This is a genomic window from Williamsia muralis (assembly GCF_002735905.1).
In the GTDB taxonomy this organism is placed as follows: Bacteria; Actinomycetota; Actinomycetes; order Mycobacteriales; family Mycobacteriaceae; genus Williamsia; species Williamsia muralis_A.
Genome location: NZ_PEBD01000010.1, coordinates 1,256,897 through 1,270,660, shown reverse-complemented (window position 1 = coordinate 1,270,660; position 13,764 = coordinate 1,256,897). Strand labels below are relative to the sequence as shown.

Genomic DNA, 13,764 nt, shown 5'->3' with positions numbered 1-13,764 from the left:
GCTCCCTTTTCATCTGTGCTCAGACTGTCATCTCTGCTCGGACAGCACGCGCTCTGCGGGCGCCACTGGCTTCAATTGTGCAACCGAATGCAAGCTCCGGCTCAGCGCACGCCGTTTTCGTAGGCATAGACAACCGCTTGTGCGCGGTCGCGCAGCTGCAACTTCGAGAGCAGGTTGCTGACATGGGTCTTGACTGTCTGCTCGGCCACAAAGAGATGGGTGGCGATCTCGGCATTCGATTTGCCCTCGGCCACCTGCTCGAGCACCTCGCGTTCACGAGGGGTCAACCCGGAGAGTCGGCTCGACGTGGCGCGGCGAGGGCGTTGTCTACTGGTCACCTCGGCGATCAGCCGGCGGGTCACCGACGGTGCCAGCAGTGCGTCACCGGCTGCCACCACGCGGACCGCACGCACCAGCTCCTCGGCCGGCGCATCTTTGAGCATGAAGCCTGAGGCACCGATCCGCAGAGCCTGATAGACGTAGTCGTCGATGTCGAAGGTGGTGAGCATCAGGATCTTGCTGGACACCTTTGCCGGTCCGGAAAGCAGTTGTTCAGCTGCTGCGAGGCCGTCGAGGACGGGCATGCGCACATCCATCAGCACCACATCCGGGTGGAGCTGACGGACCGCCGCCACCGCGGCCTTGCCGTCCGGCGCGTCCCCGACCACCGAAATGTCGGACTGTGCGGCGAGCAGGGCACCGAAGCCCTGTCGAACCATTGCTTGATCGTCCGCAATGAAGACTGTGATCAACACGTCGACAGCCTACTTTTCCACCATCCCGACCTGCAGACCCGACTGTCCTGAATCATCGACCACACCCGGCGCCCGGATCGGCAGGCGTGCCTGCACAACAAACCCACCGTCTGGTTGCGGTGCTGCGGACAGCACACCACCGACGGCCTTGGCCCGCTCGATCATCCCCGGGATACCCAGTCCCCCTTCGGAATCGAGCCCGATGGGTTGTTCCGTCGGAGCGGTGTTGGCAATGGTCACCGCGAGTTCGGTTCCCTTGACCGTCACATCGACGCGCACCTGCGACCCCGCCGCGTAACGGGTGGCGTTCGCCAACGATTCCTGCACGATCCGGTACGCCACCAACGCACACGCGTCACCCACCTCGTCCGCGCCGACGGCCGGGTAATACGTGACGTCGATCCCCGCGCCCCTCGTCGCGGAGATCAGTCCGTCGATCTGCGCCAACCCCGGATTCGGGTTGCGTGCAAGTGCATCGGCGGCCGAATCATCTTCGAGACGAAGCACACCGAGCATGGTGCGCACCTCGTCGAGGGCCTCGCGTGCGACGTTGGCGATGGCATCGAACTCGGCCGCAGCCGCGTCGCCGACACCCTCGACCCGGTATTTCGCGGTCTGTGATTGCACCACCACCACCGACATCCGGTGAGCCACAACGTCGTGGAGGTCGCGGGCGATGCGGGTCCGTTCCGAGAGCACCGCATTCTTCGACTTCTCGGTGTCCTTCAGTTTGGTCTGCTGGGCGAGTTGGGCACGGGATCGCACGATGATGCGGATCAGCACGCACATGATGCCGGCGACAGCCAGTCCGATCACCCAACCGACCTCGGCCTCGCTGGGTGCAACCGAGAACATCACCAGTGCCGACACCAGCCAGATCACCGGCAGAAGACGTAGCGGCGCCTTGAGATAGGCGAGAACCGTGAGCACCACCAGTTCGATGAAGTGCACCACCTGGATGGAGTAGTTCCAGGTGTCGAGCCGATCGATGGTCAGCCCGATGACCTGTGAGGACACCACCGAGATCGCCCAGCCCAGTGTGGGATTCGCCCAGCCCAGCATGATCGGGAGGGCCGCGAACGCCGCGACGACGGGCATCAGCGCAGGCTGCACGTCGTGTGTCACGGCCAGGGTCGGCCACGCGATGGCGTACATGATGAGTGCGACGAGCGTGAAGAAGATGTTGACCTTGCGACTCAAGAATCCGATGACCGCCGGGTCGGCGGTGATCGGTAGTTTCTTGGCCTCGTCGACCACATAGTCGGCGGCAGCAGTCCACAGTTTCATTGGTTCGACAGTAGCCACCCAATCCTCGTCCGACCCCATACCTGAGAGTGAGATCTGCGCTGACCCGCAGGTAGCACGCGCACCCACGGTGCACCCCGTTGTAGCCACCGGGCAACGCGTCCGACGACCGATGCGCCCGGGTGCTCCCGATTCCTACGTTCAATCCATGCGACCCGTACACAACCGAATGTTCCTGTCCAGTTTGGTGATCTGCTTCGTGGTGGCGTTGGGTCTGTGGCCGGCAACCGCCGCCGCAGCCACCTCCGCCCCGGGGATGTCGCCCGCCGAGGCCGCCGACATCCGTACCCCGGCAGGCGCAGCGATTGTGGCATTGACAGGGCCGAGGCCCACCGATGCGATCGCTGTACTGCCCGTGGACTTCGAGGCAGAGATGGGCTATCGGCCTGAGGTGGTCGATGGCATACCGATCGACCCCGCGGGCGCCTGCTCATCACCCATCCCGTTGCCAGACCGGTTCGAACCTCTCTGCAAGACACACGATTTCGGATACGACCTGTTGCGTCTCGCCGACAAGAAGGGCGTTCCGCTCGCCGGTTGGGCTCGGGTGGCACTCGACACCATGCTCGCCGAGCGTATGCATCAGGTCTGCGACGATCCCGCATGCAACTGGGCCGCCGATCTCGCCCGGGTGGGGTTGAGCTTAAACACCTGGCGTCAGCACTCGGGCGCCCCGGTCGCGAGGGAGTCTCTTCCGGCGATCGTTGCATCCACCTTCGTCCGCAGTGGCGAGTCGCTCGCATCTCTGGTGGGTCTGGCATGACGGCACGCACGTGGCCACACCCGTTGGTGACGGCCGGCACCACAGCAGGCGCGGCAATCGCTTTGGCCCCAGGCTCGCTGCCCCGCGAAGCACTGATCCAGGGCGTCCTGCTCGCGGCCTTCGCCGGCATCGGCGCCCTCATCGGCATGCTGGCGTCCCGCTTCGTCCCGTGGCCGGCCGCGCGCGCGAGGAAGGTCACCGCCGCCGCCGGGGGCCTGGTCATCGTTGCGATGTTCGTACAAATGATCTGGTGGCAACTGGAGTTGCGATGGGCTCTGGGCACAGAGACCCTCGACCTCGGATGGGTGGCCGTGGCCGCCGCGCCCTCCGGGTTGGTGGCCGTGGGTGTTGCCCTGCCTTCCCGTATCCGCATGATCGGGGCGGTGCTCGCTGCGGCCATCGCGCTCTCGGTCGCCCCGTCACCTGCCGGTGCTGCGGGGTCAGGCGAGTCTGTGGCGCACAAGTTCACCGCTGCCGGCGCCCAATCCACATCGCTCCGGGTCTACGGAGAACTCGACACCCGCGACGTCACCGACCGCGCGCAGAATCTGGTGAAACGCTGGCAGGCCGCGGGTGGGATGCACCGCAGTGCCGTGGTGGTCGCAGTACCCACCGGATCTGGGTGGGTGGACCCGGACGCTCTGGTCGGGATCGAGTCGCGGATGGCCGGAGATGTGGGAGTTGTTGCCCTGCAGTACAGCGACATTCCGTCTTGGCAGGCTTTTCTGTCGAGTTCCGCACCGGCCCGCGACAGCGCTGTCGCGGTCACGGCCGCGCTCATCGATGCCGTCAACCGGTCGGCCTCGCCCAACCGCCCGCACATCTACCTCTACGGCCAGAGTCTGGGTGCGGTCGGCGCCGACGCGGCACGGCAATGGGCGCAGGACAACCGTTCCGGCGCGCTGTGCCACACGGTGCTCGCGGGTGCCCCGGCGGGCACGGCGTCATTGTCGGCGCCATCGACCACCGTGTTGGCGAACGGATCGGATCCTGTGGTGCGCTGGAGCCCGCGGTTGATCTGGCAGCCGCCGGCGCTGGCGTCCGGCATCACCCACGACTTGCCGACACCGCCGTGGCTACCGGTGGCCGGGTTCGTCCAGGCCAGCGCGGACCTGATCGGGGCACTGTCGTTTCCTGCCGGCCACGGTCATCAGTACGGAACCGAACAAGGTCATGTCATCCCCCTCTGCCTCCGATGATGTGGCCTTATGGCGCACCCCACCTGGGGTTTTCGTCGCCAGAAGGGCACATCATCGGGGAGTGGGGGTCAGACGATCGGGCCTCGGGCCGCCTCGTAGGCGGCGCCGACGCGATACAGCCTCTCGTCCGCCATCGACGGAGCCATGATCTGCAGTCCCACGGGCAGTCCATCGTCCTCGGACAAACCCGACGGCACCGACATGGCGCAGTTGCCGGCCAGGTTCACCGGAAGGGTGCAGAGGTCGAAGAGATACATGGCCAGCGGGTCGTCGACCTTCTCACCGATCGCGAACGCCGTTGTCGGAGTGGTGGGCGACACCAGAACGTCCACGGTCTCGTACGCCTTGGCGAAGTCGCGGGCGATGAGCGTGCGAACCTTTTGCGCCTGACCGTAGTACGCGTCGTAGTAGCCAGACGACAATGCGTAGGTTCCGATCATGATGCGGCGCTTGACCTCTGGACCGAAGCCGGCCGCACGGGTCATTGCCATCACCTGTTCGGCGCTGTGGCTGCCGTCGTCGCCGACCCGCAGTCCATACCGCATTGCATCAAAGCGTGCGAGGTTGCTGGACACCTCGGACGGCAGGATCAGGTAGTAGGCACCGAGTGCGTAGGTGAAGTGCGGGCACGACACCTCGACCACTTCGGCGCCACGCTCACGCAATGACTCCACGGCCGCGTTGAACGAGGACAGCACGCCGGCCTGGTAACCGTCACCCTGCAATTCGGCGACGATGCCGACCTTGACACCTGAAAGGTCCTGCGAAGCGCCGGCTTTCGCGGCGGCGACCATGTCACCGACCGGCTGGTCGATCGACGTCGAATCCCGCGGGTCGTGCCCGGCGATCACCTGGTGCAGGAGCGCGGTGTCCAGGACGGTGCGCGCGCACGGTCCGCCCTGATCGAGCGACGAGGCACATGCCACCAGCCCGTACCGCGAGACGGTGCCGTACGTCGGCTTCACGCCCACGGTCCCGGTGACCGAGGCCGGTTGACGGACCGAACCGCCGGTGTCGGTGCCGATGGCGAGCGGAGCCTGGAACGAGGCCAGGGCCGCCGCGCTGCCGCCACCCGACCCGCCGGGGATCTTTGTTGTGTCCCAGGGATTCCGGGTGACCCCATATGCCGAGTTCTCGGTGGACGATCCCATCGCGAACTCGTCCATGTTGGTCTTGCCGAGGATCGGGATGCCCGCAGCACGCAGCCGTGAGGTGACGGTGGCGTCGTAGGGCGGTACCCAGCCTTCGAGGATCTTCGAACCACAGGTGGTGGGCGCGTCGGTGGTCGTGAACACGTCCTTGAGGGCCAGCGGGACACCGGCAAGCGGCGATGCCGGGGACTCGCCCGCAGCAATGGACTTGTCGACGGCCGCGGCCGCCTGCAGTGCTTCGTCGGAATTGACGTGCAGGAAGGCGTTCAGCTCACCGTCCACCTCGGCGATCCGGTCGAGGTGCGCGCTGGTGACCTCCACGGCAGACAGGTCACCGGCATGGATTTTCTCCGCCAGTTGGGCGGCGGACAAGCCGGTGATCTCGCCGGACTGGCGGGTGGGTGCGGTCACTGTTCTTCTCCGAGGATCTGCGGCACTGCGAACCGTCCCTGCTCGACCGCAGGTGCACCCGAGAGGGCTTCCTCGGTGGTGAGGCTGGGCACGATGGTGTCGGGCCGTAAGACGTTGGCGATGTCTGCCGGGTGTGCGGTGCCGGGGATGTCGGCCGCGGCGACTTCCGAGATGTTGGCGACGTGGGACAGAATCGAATCGAGCTGACCGGCGTAGTGGTCGAGTTCGTCGTCGGTCAGCGCCAGCCGCGACAGCCGGGCGAGATGCGCAACCTCATCACGCGAGATGGCAGACACGAGAGATGCACCCTTTCTGTTCGAGGGCGGCCCACGATGATGTCGGCCCGAACCCCGATCCAGACTAGTCGGCGCCGGTCCCCCGATCGCCTCAGGTGCCGCGAGCCCTACAACCAGCGTTTGAGTCGCGCGGTGATCCACGGCAGCAGCAGGTACACCATCAGCGGTGTGCTCACCAATGTGGCGATCAACGTCTTCACCACCAGCGGCGTGTCCCCCAGGTGGGCGATGATGCCGATGTTGATCGCCAGACTGAGAGGAAAGAAGCCGAGCCAGATGGTGATCGCCTGCTTCCAGCGTGGTGGCGGCGCGCCCATCACGCGGACCGCCTGCGTCAACGTGGACTGTGGCTCGAACCATCCTTCGATGCCGGACAGGCGATGGGTGGCGTACTCGACCGCGATCCCCTCCCCACGCGAGAGCCAGGCCTTGCGCACCGGCGACGACACCCAATCGTCGACCTGTGCCTGATTCTCGAACCGGTACATGACGTAGTACTCGCCGGGCACCTTCGACGAGCGCAACCACCCTCCGCCGAGGAAGCCCGGAAATGTCCGCGCCAATGCGATTCCGGCGTCGGTCCAGGCGATGAAGTCGTGTTCTCGATCAGGCTCGATCCGGCGTGCCACGGATGTGGTCACGTCGGAATGATCGCGCGCATCGTCGATTGCCATCTGCTCATTATCGAGCCCGACCGGCAACCGCCTCGAACCCTGGGCACGCGTCGTGATCAGGCGAATATCCGACGGGCGGATGATGGGTCGCCGACGTATCGTCTCGTTCATGATCATCGTCACAACGAACGACATCCCCGGCTACCGGATCACTTACACCTTCGGCGAGTGCTTCGGGCTGACCGTCCGGTCACGCAACATCGGATCGAACCTCGGCGCCGGCTTCAAGGCGATGGCGGGTGGTGAACTCAAGGGAGTCACACAGCTACTCCACGATTGCCGCCAGGAAGCGCTGCAGCGCTTGGCGACAGAGGCGCAGCAACGCGGCGCGAACGCCGTGGTGGCGTTCCGGTTCGAGACCACCGAGTTCGGCGGAACCGGTATCGAGGTGTGCGCGTACGGCACGGCAGTAGGCGTCCAAGCGCTCCCCGGGACCACTCCTCCGGCCTGATCGCCAGGCCACCGCGCGCCGGCCACTGAGGGCGCGCCACACGGCAGGGCCGACGTACCGGTGGGAGAATGTCGACCGTGTCCTATCTGCTGCGCGTCTACCTCCAGGACCGACCCGGATCCTTGGGCCTCCTGGCCGTTTCCCTGGGTTCGATCGGTGCCGACATCCTGTCGCTCGACGTTGTCGAACGCGGCGAAGGGTACGCAGTCGATGACATCGTCGTCGAGGTTCCGCGCAGCTCGCTGCCCGACACCCTGATCACTGCCGCAGAAAAGGTTGATGGTGTGCGGGTGGATTCGATCCGCCCATACACCGGCATCCTCGAGACCCACCGGGAACTCGAGTTGGTCAACGAGATCGCGGCCGCCGGCCGCGATCGGCTGCAGGTCCTGGTCGAGGCGGCGCCCCGGGTTCTGCGGGTTGCATGGGCGACCATCATCACCTCAGGCGCCAACGGGGCGATCCAGCTCTTCGGGAGCTCGGGTGCCCCGGAAACCCAACTCACCGATGCGAGTTGGCTGCCGATCGACCACGAGGCCGAGCTGGATCCGGAATCGCCGTGGGTGCCGCAGTCCTGGCGCGACATGGACACTCGGCTGGCCGCCGCGCCCATCGGTTCACCGGGCAAGGCGTTACTCCTCGGTCGACCGGGTGGCCCGGACTTCCGTCCGTCCGAAATTGCCCGGATCGGCTACCTCGCGAAGATCGTCACGACGGTGCTCAAACAACCCTGACCCGGTCGGCCGCGTCATCAGTCCTACGGCGCTTCATCTTCGTTCACGTCGGCAGGTGATTCCTCGGTCTCCGGCGGCGGAGGACCCTCTGCCAGAAGCTTTTTGAACCCGTCTTCATCGAGAATGGGTACGCCGAGCTGTTCGGCCTTGTCCGCCTTAGTACCGGGCGAATCCCCGACGACGACATAGGCCGTCTTCTTCGACACCGACCCTGACGCCTTGCCCCCGCGCACCAGGATGGCCTCCTTGGCGCCGTCGCGGGAGAAATCCTGCAGCGAACCGGTGACCACGATGCTCAGGCCTTGCAGCGTGCGCGGGATGGAAGCGTCGCGCTCGTCCTCCAGCTGCACACCCGCCTCACGCCACTTCCGGACGATCTCACGATGCCAGTCGACCGTGAACCACTCAGCGACGCTCTGCGCCAACGTATTACCCATACCCTCCACGCTGGCGAGCTGCTCGGCTGTTGCCGATTCGATGGCCTCCAGGCTGCCGAACTCAGTGGCCAAAGCGCGTGCGGCACTCGGGCCGACGTGCCGGATCGACAACCCGACCAATACCCGCCACAGCGGTACCTTCTTGGCCGCAGAAAGATTCGCGAGCAACCGCTTACCGTTCGCGGAGAGATCCCCCGACTTGGTGGTGAACAAAGTGGTCTTGCGGAGATCGTCCTCGGTCAGGCTGAACAGATCACCCTCATTGTCGAGCACCCCGGAGCTCAGAAGCGCGGTGGCAGCCTCGTATCCGAGAGCCTCGATGTCGAATGATCCGCGACCGGCGATGTGGAACAGTCGCTCTCGCAGCTGGGCCGGGCACGATCTGCTGTTGGGACAGCGGATGTCGGCGTCACCCTCCTTCTGCGGCGCCAATTCGGTGCCGCATTCGGGACAGTGCGTAGGCATCACGAACTCGCGTTCGGTGCCGTCTCGCAGGTCGACCACAGGGCCGAGTACTTCGGGGATGACGTCGCCGGCCTTTCGGATGGTGACGGTATCGCCGATCAGAACGCCCTTGCGCTTGACCTCGGATGCGTTGTGGAGCGTTGCCATGCCGACCGTCGAGCCCGCCACCAGAACAGGCTTCATCGATGCGAAAGGAGTGACCCGACCTGTGCGTCCGACATTGACCAAGATGTCGAGCAGTTTGGTGGTCGCCTCTTCGGGGGCGTATTTGTACGCGATGGCCCAGCGCGGCGCGCGCGAGGTGGACCCCAGCCGGCGTTGAAGCGAGATGTCGTCCACCTTGACGACGATCCCGTCGATCTCGTGTTCGACGTCGTGGCGGTGTTCACCCCAGTAGGCGATCTTCTCCAGGATGGCGTCGGCGCCCGTGAGTTTGGTGGTGTGCTCGGAGACCGGCAGCCCCCAGGCACCCAGCGCCAGATAGGCGTCATGGAGGGTCTTGGGCGGCGTTCCGTCGATCCGGCCGAGCCCGTGACAGATCATCCCGAGCCGTCGTCTGGCGGTGATCTGCGGGTTCTTCTGACGGAGAGACCCGGCGGCAGAGTTGCGTGGATTGGCGAACGGCGCCTTGCCCGCCTCCACGAGCGACGCGTTGAGCGCCTCGAAATCCTCGACTCGGAAAAACACCTCGCCGCGTACCTCGAGCAGGTCGGGTATCGGGTAGTCGTCGGACGGCGTGAGTCGGTGCGGTACGTCGTCGATGGTCTTGGCGTTGAGCGTGACGTCCTCGCCGGTGCGTCCGTCGCCGCGGGTGGTGCCCCGCACGAGGACACCCTTCTCGTACACCAGGGCCAGGGCCACGCCGTCGATCTTCAGCTCACACAGGTATTCCAGATCCGCGCCCGCGTCAGCCTCGACACGAGACACCCAGCTGCGCATCTCGTCGGCATCGAACACGTTGTCCAGCGACATCATTCGCTCGAGATGGTCGACGGCCTTGAACTCGGTGGCGAAACCACCGCCGACCAACTTGGTGGGCGAATCGGCGACAGCCAACTCCGGGTACTGGTCTTCGAGGGCCTGCAGGCGGCGCAACAACGTGTCGAACTCGCCGTCGGTGATGACGGGAGCGTCTTTCACGTAGTAGCGGAATTGGTGGTCACGCACCTCCTCGGCCAGCTGCGACCACTGCTCTCTGGCCGCAGAAGGAGTCGGCTCCGCGGGCGTCTGCTCACTGATGTCTGCACTGTTGGCCACCCCTCGAAGATAGTCCAGAGGGCTGACACCGAAACCGGACTCGGGGGGTTCGATCCATCGGCAGGGACCGTGCGGTGGAGACCCCGCAGTGCTCTAGCGGCCGATGGATCGTAGGTAGCCCCCGACCGTGACCACAGCCTGCGGATTCCTGGGGCCCTCCACCAGAGCGGCGTAGGGCAGCGCCATGATGTGTCCCTCGCGAACCGCGGTCGAACCCGACATCAACGGGTGCGATTCGAGCTGACGGATCTTCGCGGCGACGGAGTCGGCCGGCCCCGCCCCGTAGTCGACGATGATGACGACCTCGGGATCACGCTGGGCGGCGGCCTCCCACGAGGTGGTGGTCCACGAGTCGTTCAGGTCATCGAAGATGTTGCGGCCACCGGCCTCGGTGATGATCTGTTGGGGTGCAGCGGTTCTGCCCGAGGTGAAGGGCTCGGGGGCGGCACTGTCGAAGAGGAAGACCCTGGCCGGGTCACGGTCTCGCGGCACCGCCGCGTTCACCCCGCGCACCAGGTTCCGGTACTCCTCCACCAGGTCGTCCGCACGTTCGCGGACTCCGAAGATGTCACCGAGGTTCTCCAGATCGGCATAGAGCGCATCGAACGGCGACATGATCCCCCGGCGCGTTGTTCCGGGCTGTCGACATGCCTCGGTGAGTTGGTACGGGACGGCGCCGATCTGCTCGATCCAGTCCGGTGTCATGCCGGTCGACTCCCGGAAGCCGTAATTCCACCCGGCGAAGACGAAATCGGGGTCGGCCGCCTGCACGATCTCCCGGGTGAATGCCTTGCCCAGTTCGGGGGTCGATTCGAAATCCGCCTTCCAGGGCGAGGTCTGCACGTCACGTTCTTTGCCGGGATAGGTGGTGTACCCGACGAGCCGGTCGGCCAGTCCGAGCGAGAACATCATCTCGGTGATGCCGGTGTCATTGGTCACCACACGAGTCGGCGTCCCCGATACCGTCAGTGGCGCACCGCAATTCGTCACCGTCACCGTGGGCCCGCCGGACGGGGCCTTCTGCTCCACGTCGGCGCCGCACGCACTGACTGCCACCGCCATCACGATCATCGCAAGGGCACGGCGATTTCGGTACATTCAGCGCTCCTCGTGGTGAAGGGCATGGTTCGACACAGGCTGCAGCCCGTCGAAGATGATCTGGGGAACCCCGAGGCGGGGATGGGCGACGATGTGGCAGCCGATCGAGAACCACCGGTTGATCACGGCTTCGGTGAAGACCTCGAGAGGGGTTCCGGCACACACCACCGCGCCGTCGACGAGCACGAGGACGCGGTCGCAGTACTGCGCGGCCAGATTGAGATCGTGCAACGCCGCCATCACCGTGATGCCCAACCCTTTTGCCGCGCCGAGCACGCCGTGTTGATGTTGCACGTCGAGATGATTGGTCGGTTCGTCGAGCACGAGCACCTGTGGTTCCTGGGCCAGAGCACGGGCGATCAGGACGCGCTGCTTCTCGCCGCCGGACAGAGAGGAGAACAATCGGGAGCGCAGACCCCCGGCATCGGCTTTGTCCATCGCCTCCCCGATGGCTTCGTCTTCGGCGGCACGGTCGCGGGCGACGATCCCGCTGTGTGGCAATCGCCCGGTGGCGACCACCTCGCGCGCTGTGAAGTCGAAATGCAATGTGTTGTCCTGGGTCAACGCGGCCACTTGACGGGCATTCTCGCGCATGCTGATGGCACGAATGTCCCGCTCACCCACCGTGATAAGACCGTCGGACGGCTTCAACGCTCGATACAGACAGCGCAGCGTCGTCGATTTGCCGCTGCCGTTGGGCCCGACGATCCCGACGAACTGACCCGCCTCGACGGTCAGGTTCATGTCGCCCACCACCACACGGCCGCCGATCTCGACGTCCACGTGATCGAACTGCACCCGCATCAGGTCTGCACTATCGATGCATCACGGCGTCTCATCAAGAACACGAACACCGGTACCCCGACTGCCGCGGTGATCGCCCCCAGTGGTAGTTCCTGTGGCGGAACCACCGTGCGCGACAACAGGTCGGCGGAAACGAGGAAGACGGCGCCGAGCAAGGGCGTCACGACGATGAGTCGCCGGTGATCGGCACCGACGAGCAGTCGCGCCACGTGTGGGACGACCAGACCGACGAATCCGACCGCGCCACACACGGACACGAAACAACCCGTCATCGCGGCCGCGATGACGAACAGGAGGATCCTGAACCGCGACGCGTTCAGTCCCAGTGCGGCACTGACCTCGTCGCCCATCGACAACGCGTTCAGGCGTCGCGCACACAGGGCGATGGACACCATTCCCACCACGGCGACGACCACCACCAGTGGAACCATGTGCCAGCTGACACCCGACAGGCTCCCCAGGAGCCAGAACATCACGCTGCGCGCACCGTCACCTTGCGGTGCCATGAAGATCAGCACGGTGGTGACCGCCGAGAAACCGTATCCGAGAGCGGTTCCCGTCAACACGAGCCGCAGAGGCACCAATCCGGCTGCCGATCTCGCCATCAGGTAGACGAGGGCGGTGGCACCGAGGGCGCCCAGGAACGCTGCGGTACTCAGCGCGTAGATACCCAGCGCACCGAATGTGCCGAACAGGACAACCGCGGTCGCGCCCACGGATGCTCCCGAGGAGATCCCGAGGACATACGGGTCTGCCAATGCGTTGCGCACCATCGCCTGTACGAGCAGACCCACAGCACTGAGTCCGGCGCCGACGAACAGTGCCACGATCAGTCGCGGCATTCTGGAATCGACCACTATTCGGTAATTGGGCACGTCGTCCGCGGATATTGCGCCTCCGACCAACTCGGCCCAGAGGAACGAGGTGGTGTCGCGCCAGGGGACGTGAACGGTACCGAACATGAGCGCCACCACTGACACGGCGACCAGCGCGAAACACAACTCGACCACCAACGCAGTCACCGAATGAGGGCGCATCGCCGCACTTTCCGCTGTACCCGATGCCGGCCGACCCGTACGCATGCGTCAGCGAATGAAGGCGCGCGCGAGCACACCATCACCGCGTCAACCGTGTCCCTCGGAGTCGACGGGCGACCACGCCGGCGGCGCGGTCGCGTTGGCAGGTCTTCGGACTCGCGGACATGGCACCGAATATTCGGTGTCTCCTACCGGCGGTCGCTTCCCAGGCATACACCCAGTGCTGGTGACCGCGTTCGTTTCCACTCACCGCTGCGGGGCAGTTCCGGATCTTCACCGGATTCCCTCTTACGATCCGCCGGTCACTGACCGACGGAAACCAACGCCCGGTCAACCTAACATTTCACCGGCACGCGAACAGACACCGGTTCTAGACTGTCGCCATGCCCCACCCGATCATGTACTCCGAGGACGACCCGGTCCTGATTCGACTGCGCACCATTGCACTCGCGTTCCCGGATGCGACGGAGAAGATCGCACACGGTCGCCCGACATTCCGCGGCGGGAAGATGTTCGGCATGTACGGCGGCGGGGTCAAAGGTGGACCTCAGTTCGAGCAATCGCTGCTGTTCAAGGTCGAGCAGACCGAACGCGTTGCACTGGAACAAGACTCGCGATTCTTCTATCCGGCGTACGTGGGACCGTACGGATGGATGGGGATCGACCTGTCGGCACGGCCGGACTGGACGGAGGTGGCCGAACTACTCGATGCCAGCTACCGCTCTGTCGCGACCAAGAAGCTGATCGCCCGGCTCGATGCCGGCGAGCGCCCCGACGAACTGACCTGACGTCATCGCTCGGTTGCTGCGCCGGGGCCGAACTCATCACCGTGCTCTGCGGGCTGGGGCCCCGCATCGTCACGGCCATGGCACGGGAGCGGCCAAATGAAAGCGCCGCTCTGCATCGCGGTTCGAACCCGCGTCGGTC

At 65.3% G+C, this 13,764-nt stretch carries 14 protein-coding genes and 1 riboswitch; of the genes, 5 read left to right on the top strand and 9 right to left on the bottom strand.

Going from position 1 to position 13,764, the window contains the following annotated elements; genetic code table 11:
- Positions 1 to 101: 101 nt before the first annotated feature.
- Positions 102 to 755: a response regulator gene (locus CSW57_RS19465; protein WP_099384176.1), complete on the bottom strand. Its 654-nt coding sequence runs from the start codon at positions 753 to 755 to the stop codon at positions 102 to 104.
- Positions 756 to 764: 9 nt separating this feature from the next.
- Positions 765 to 2,042 carry a sensor histidine kinase gene (locus CSW57_RS19460; RefSeq protein ID WP_189339328.1) on the bottom strand — a complete coding sequence of 426 codons (1,278 nt, stop codon included), beginning with the start codon at positions 2,040 to 2,042 and terminating at the stop codon, positions 765 to 767.
- Positions 2,043 to 2,208: 166 nt separating this feature from the next.
- Here CSW57_RS19460 and CSW57_RS19455 point away from each other — a divergent pair, with 166 nt between their 5' ends.
- Together CSW57_RS19455 and CSW57_RS19450 are read left to right on the top strand one after the other, a co-directional pair.
- A complete protein-coding gene (locus CSW57_RS19455) occupies positions 2,209 to 2,823 on the top strand; it encodes a hypothetical protein (protein WP_223249351.1) in 615 nt (204 codons plus the stop codon).
- Positions 2,820 to 4,022 carry an alpha/beta-hydrolase family protein gene (locus CSW57_RS19450; protein ID WP_099384174.1) on the top strand — a complete coding sequence of 401 codons (1,203 nt, stop codon included), beginning with the start codon at positions 2,820 to 2,822 and terminating at the stop codon, positions 4,020 to 4,022. The genes CSW57_RS19455 and CSW57_RS19450 overlap by 4 nt, the downstream gene beginning before the upstream one ends.
- A 68-nt stretch (positions 4,023 to 4,090) precedes the next feature.
- On the opposite strand, the gene gatA is transcribed toward CSW57_RS19450, so the two are convergent.
- The 3 genes from gatA to CSW57_RS19435 all read right to left on the bottom strand — a co-directional run bounded on the left by gatA (position 4,091) and on the right by CSW57_RS19435 (position 6,554).
- Complete coding sequence (gatA, locus tag CSW57_RS19445) at positions 4,091 to 5,584, bottom strand: Asp-tRNA(Asn)/Glu-tRNA(Gln) amidotransferase subunit GatA (RefSeq protein WP_062801111.1); 1,494 nt, start codon at positions 5,582 to 5,584, stop codon at positions 4,091 to 4,093.
- On the bottom strand, positions 5,581 to 5,880 hold the full coding sequence (gene gatC, locus CSW57_RS19440) for an Asp-tRNA(Asn)/Glu-tRNA(Gln) amidotransferase subunit GatC (protein ID WP_030172075.1): 300 nt from the start codon (positions 5,878 to 5,880) through the stop codon (positions 5,581 to 5,583). Before gatC ends, gatA begins: the two co-directional genes overlap by 4 nt.
- 107 nt (positions 5,881 to 5,987) lie before the next feature.
- Positions 5,988 to 6,554, bottom strand: coding sequence for an antibiotic biosynthesis monooxygenase (locus CSW57_RS19435; RefSeq protein WP_099384627.1), 567 nt, complete (start codon positions 6,552 to 6,554; stop codon positions 5,988 to 5,990).
- Positions 6,555 to 6,663: 109 nt separating this feature from the next.
- Here CSW57_RS19435 and CSW57_RS19430 point away from each other — a divergent pair, with 109 nt between their 5' ends.
- Together CSW57_RS19430 and CSW57_RS19425 are read left to right on the top strand one after the other, a co-directional pair.
- Positions 6,664 to 7,005, top strand: a complete 342-nt coding sequence (locus CSW57_RS19430; protein ID WP_099384173.1) for a YbjQ family protein — start codon at positions 6,664 to 6,666, stop codon at positions 7,003 to 7,005.
- Between the two features lie 68 nt (positions 7,006 to 7,073).
- On the top strand, positions 7,074 to 7,739 hold the full coding sequence (locus CSW57_RS19425; RefSeq protein WP_062801115.1) for a hypothetical protein: 666 nt from the start codon (positions 7,074 to 7,076) through the stop codon (positions 7,737 to 7,739).
- Positions 7,740 to 7,762: 23 nt separating this feature from the next.
- On the opposite strand, the gene ligA is transcribed toward CSW57_RS19425, so the two are convergent.
- From ligA to CSW57_RS19405, 4 genes are all read right to left on the bottom strand, one after another.
- Positions 7,763 to 9,898, bottom strand: coding sequence for an NAD-dependent DNA ligase LigA (gene ligA / locus CSW57_RS19420; RefSeq protein ID WP_099384172.1), 2,136 nt, complete (start codon positions 9,896 to 9,898; stop codon positions 7,763 to 7,765).
- Positions 9,899 to 9,991: 93 nt separating this feature from the next.
- Positions 9,992 to 10,996 carry an ABC transporter substrate-binding protein gene (locus CSW57_RS19415; RefSeq protein ID WP_099384171.1) on the bottom strand — a complete coding sequence of 335 codons (1,005 nt, stop codon included), beginning with the start codon at positions 10,994 to 10,996 and terminating at the stop codon, positions 9,992 to 9,994.
- On the bottom strand, positions 10,997 to 11,800 hold the full coding sequence (locus tag CSW57_RS19410) for an ABC transporter ATP-binding protein (protein ID WP_099384170.1): 804 nt from the start codon (positions 11,798 to 11,800) through the stop codon (positions 10,997 to 10,999).
- Complete coding sequence (locus CSW57_RS19405) at positions 11,800 to 12,837, bottom strand: FecCD family ABC transporter permease (protein ID WP_099384169.1); 1,038 nt, start codon at positions 12,835 to 12,837, stop codon at positions 11,800 to 11,802. Before CSW57_RS19405 ends, CSW57_RS19410 begins: the two co-directional genes overlap by 1 nt.
- A 124-nt stretch (positions 12,838 to 12,961) precedes the next feature.
- A riboswitch (cobalamin riboswitch) is annotated at positions 12,962 to 13,176 on the bottom strand.
- A gap of 44 nt (positions 13,177 to 13,220) precedes the next feature.
- Between CSW57_RS19405 and CSW57_RS19400 the strand changes: the two genes are divergently transcribed.
- A complete protein-coding gene (locus CSW57_RS19400) occupies positions 13,221 to 13,625 on the top strand; it encodes an MmcQ/YjbR family DNA-binding protein (protein WP_030172100.1) in 405 nt (134 codons plus the stop codon).
- Positions 13,626 to 13,764 lie beyond the last annotated feature (139 nt).